General features: G+C 49.0%; 4 protein-coding genes. 2 read left to right on the plus strand and 2 right to left on the minus strand.

What is annotated here, in order from left to right; translation table 11 throughout:
• The coding region (locus PPL9_RS11690; protein WP_208989323.1) for a glutamate synthase-related protein at positions 1 to 1,123 on the minus strand (1,123 nt) is incomplete at its 3' end.
• 523 nt (positions 1,124 to 1,646) lie between these two features.
• Here PPL9_RS11690 and mog point away from each other — a divergent pair.
• Entirely contained in the window at positions 1,647 to 2,171 is a 525-nt protein-coding gene (mog, locus tag PPL9_RS11695) for a molybdopterin adenylyltransferase (protein ID WP_057462860.1), read from the plus strand.
• 5 nt (positions 2,172 to 2,176) lie between these two features.
• Here the strand turns inward: mog and PPL9_RS11700 are convergent, their stop codons facing one another.
• Complete coding sequence (locus tag PPL9_RS11700; RefSeq protein ID WP_057462861.1) at positions 2,177 to 2,761, minus strand: nitroreductase; 585 nt, start codon at positions 2,759 to 2,761, stop codon at positions 2,177 to 2,179.
• Between the two features lie 211 nt (positions 2,762 to 2,972).
• Here PPL9_RS11700 and PPL9_RS11705 point away from each other — a divergent pair.
• Positions 2,973 to 4,099, plus strand: a 1,127-nt coding sequence (locus PPL9_RS11705) for a dipeptidase (RefSeq protein ID WP_057462862.1), incomplete at its 3' end; no start/stop codon positions are given.

Consider the following 4,099-nt stretch of genomic DNA (forward strand, 5'->3'; position numbering starts at 1 on the left):
GCCCATCGAGGATGATGTAATCAACGCCAACTTCCAGAGCTGCATCGATATCTTTCTCGATATGCTGCGCAGACAGCTTGAAACCAATTGGGATACCGCCAGTCTTGTCGCGCACTTCATCTGCAAATTTGCGAAAATCTGCTGGTTTCATCCACTCAGGAAATCTTGCAGGCGAGATAGCGCCCTCTCCCGGAGGTAGTCCCCTCACCGCTGCGATTTTCTCAGTCACTTTCGCAGCTGGGAGGTGTCCACCAGTTCCGGTTTTGGCAGCCTGCCCGCCTTTGAAATGGAAGGCCTGAACTTTTTCCAGCTGATCCCAAGAGAAACCAAAACGTGCAGAAGCTAATTCATAAAAGTAGCGTGTGTTTTCTGCTTGCTCTTCTGGGAGCATCCCACCTTCACCAGAACAGATGCCTGTGCCAACGCTCTCTGCTCCGCGAGCAAGTGCAATTTTGGCGGGTTCTGATAGTGCGCCAAAGCTCATATCTGAGACAAAGAGCGGGATTTTCAGGTGTAACGGCTTCTGGGCCTTGGGGCCGATAACAATATCAGTTCCAACGGGTTCTTCATCCAACCGCGGCGGCTTTTGCAGCTGCGCTGTCAGTATCTGAATATCTTCCCATTGAGGTAGCTCTGTTGTCGGCACTCCCATCGCTTCAATTGCGCCGTGATGGCCCGTCTGCTTCAAACCTGCGCGTGCGTATGTCTGAATCAGTTTGTTATGAGGTTCTTCTTCCGTACCATGAAAGTCCGCATACTCACCCAGATAGGCTTTGCGGAAATAGGGCTGCGGATTGTCCTTAGCCCATGCCTTCACTTCATCTTCATCAACATAGATGTTGCCGTCTTCGACGAAATGCGTGAATTTTCGCAGACACTCTTTGTTGTCATAGGCGCTGACGCCGGAGTTCAGGCGATAATCCCACTGATGCAATCCACAAATCAGATTGCGACCTCTGACATATCCATCAGAAAGCAATGCACCGCGATGGAGGCAACGACCATAGAGGACGGAGATGTCCTCATCAAACCTTACGACAACGAGATCCACCTCGCTAACAAGTGCATGAGCAGGCTTACGATCTTCAAGTTCATCTAATGCAGCAACTTGCACTTTACGCATTAAGCGGATTCCTTACGCTTTGCAGCCCAACAGCTGTTTGAGTGCATTTCAAAATTCAGATCGCCAAGCTATTCTACGTACTTACCCATATCTGTTCTATTTAGCACAGCTGCAGAGTACATGTCCGAAACATCCCGGCGCATCAAAGTTGTAAGCTGAGAGTGTCTTAGAATAACTGCACATGACCTTACCCAAAGTTAGTATCGGACTTGCAAAAGACCATTACTGTTACGGGTAAAATGCATCTCAATCTGTTGCAGCTTCTCCCCCCGGATTACGTAGATTACATCCTAAAAACTTCAGTAATGACGGGATAGTAACGTTTAAACAAAGAAGCGTCAGTCTATCAAAATACACAGTGAGAAACACATGGGGAGTAGATGGCAAACCGTAGAAGGATACGGGCTCTCTGCAGGCCTGAAAGAATAAGAGGACAAGGAAAGTAGCAGGTAATTAATGTTTGAACCCAAGCATTTCCACGCGTACTCTCGCTGCAAATCATCCGTGTCTATGTGAGATATCCATGAAGATTGCAGCTGTTACCATCTCCGATCGCGCCAGTGATGGAACTTACGAAGACAAAAGTGGCCCAGCTATTCTCGCATACCTTGAAGAAGCTGTGACCAGTCCCTGGGAGCCCATCCATAAGATCATTCCGGATGGAATCGAAAGCGTCAGCACCACTTTGAAGCAATTGGCTGATGAAGATGGCATCGACCTCATCCTTACAACAGGCGGAACAGGCCCCTCTCCTCGCGATCTGACTCCGGAAGCTATGGAGCTCGTTATGGAGAAAGAGCTTCGCGGGTTTGGTGAACTGATGCGTCAACTGTCCTTGAAAGAGGTGCCGACAGCAATTCTTTCACGTCAAACAGCTGGCATTCGGGGCAAAAGCCTCATCATCAACTTGCCAGGCAAACCAGCCAGCATCAAAACCTGTCTTGATGCAGTGTTCCAGGCAGTGCCGTACTGCCTTGATCTGATCGGTGCTGGGCGCATTGAAACGGACCCAGATGTAATTGTGGCGTTCCGCCCAAAAGCGAAGTAAGCGCGTTATTCCGGCACCCACGTTGAGTGAATTTCCTGGGCTTCTTGTCTACCTTTGGCAGGTCTTGCTTCATCAACCTTGCCAAGAGAGATAAAGCACAGGAATTCCTCGTTTTCGGAGAGACCCAATCCTTTATGGAAGGCAGAGGAACGCGCACTGTCACCACTGGTAATCCGGGATGCATACCCCATTGCGTGAGCTACAAGCACCATGTTTTGCAAAGCTGTCCCCGCTGAGAGCATTTGCTCATATTGGGGAATACGGGTCTCATCCGAACCGTGAAAACATCCGATCAAAACCAGAAGCACAGGCCCTTTATGCGCTTTTTCCCTTGCACGGGTAAGCGCTTCTTCGGTTGGGTCATCTTTTATTTCTTCAACGGCTTTTACAAACAGATCTCCCAAATCATTGCGTGCGTCTGTCGGGATTTCCAAAATTCGGAATGGATGTAGATGCCCGTGATCAGGAGCAGCTGCAGCGGCCTCAATTATCAGCTTCATCTCTTCTCTATTCGGCCCGGGAGCTTTCATGAGCTTAAGTGATGCAGATGTACGCGAGCGAATGGTCTCGACCAGTTGCTGAGCATTCATGATAACGCCTTTCGCCTTTAACTGTTTATAGAACCGGTGAAATTAGCTCTCATATTACCCAGAAGTGTTGTCTGCCTACAAGGAGATACGCAACACGCCTGCACTGGAACGGGAGCATCTCTCGGCTAGAGTATCTGGACAAACATGCGATTTACCTTAAGGTAAACCAATATTTCTGGGTCGGTGACTACAAACATATTGGGCGTGTATTATGGCTATCTCTTATTTAAAGGTTGGTTTAGGTGCCGTTGTGATTATTGCAGCAGCTGGATACGGTATCATACGGTCTGGCTACGTTGCCCAGTATGTTGATCAATCCCAAAATCACGTTATCGAACACGCTTCCTATTCCATCAATTCAGATGCACAGGCTTTACACGATAGGCTACGGATTGCGGACCTTCACAATGATGTTTTGCTTTGGGACCGGAACATATCGCAGGAATCTTCGATCGGTCACTCAGACCTGCCGCGCTTCAAAAAGGGTAATGTTGGTGTACAAATCTTCACCAGCGTCACCAAGTCCCCCCGTGGACAAAACTACAAGAAGAACTCAGCCGAGGCCTTTGACAACATCACGCTGCTAGGTTGGCTGCAAAGCTGGCCTTCTAGCGCACTGAATAAGCTTTCTGAGCGTGCGCTGTTGCAGGCGCAGCGCCTATACGATCTAGAGCAGAAACATCCAGACGAAATTACTGTTGTCCATAATAGAGAACAACTGGAAGCTGTCCTGACAGCCAGAGCCCAAGGCTCCAAAATCATTGCCGGGGTCTTAGGCACAGAAGGTGGGCACGCACTGGATGGTGATATCAAGAACGTAGATCGGCTTTATGAGGGCGGATTGCGGTTGATGGGCCTCCAGCACTTCTTCGACAATAAACTGGGTGGTTCTCTCCATGGCCAATCCAAGGCAGGCCTCACGGACTTTGGCAAGGACGTGGTGCGGCTTATGGAGAAGAAGGAGATGATTGTTGACGTTGCTCATTCTTCTCCAGCGGTGGTTGAAGATGTGCTGGCAATGGCGACACGACCGATTGTCGTTTCTCACACAGGCGTGAAGGGGATTTGTGACACGCCTCGCAATCTCACGGATGATCAAGTCAGAAAGATTTCGGCAAAAGGTGGGTTGATTGGTATCGGTTTTTGGGATGCAGCAGCTTGCGACATCAGTCCAAAGGGTGTTGCAGCTTCAATTATTTATGCCGTTTCAATTGCCGGTATCGACCATGTGGTGCTGGGATCTGACTTCGATGGTTCTGTTACGACTGCCTTCGATACATCTGAATATGCGGTTCTGACACAGGAACTTTTGAAAAAGGGCTTCACAGAAAAACAGAT

Origin of the sequence: Pseudovibrio sp. POLY-S9 (assembly GCF_001431305.1) — a bacterium.
Lineage (GTDB): Bacteria > Pseudomonadota > Alphaproteobacteria > Rhizobiales > Stappiaceae > Pseudovibrio.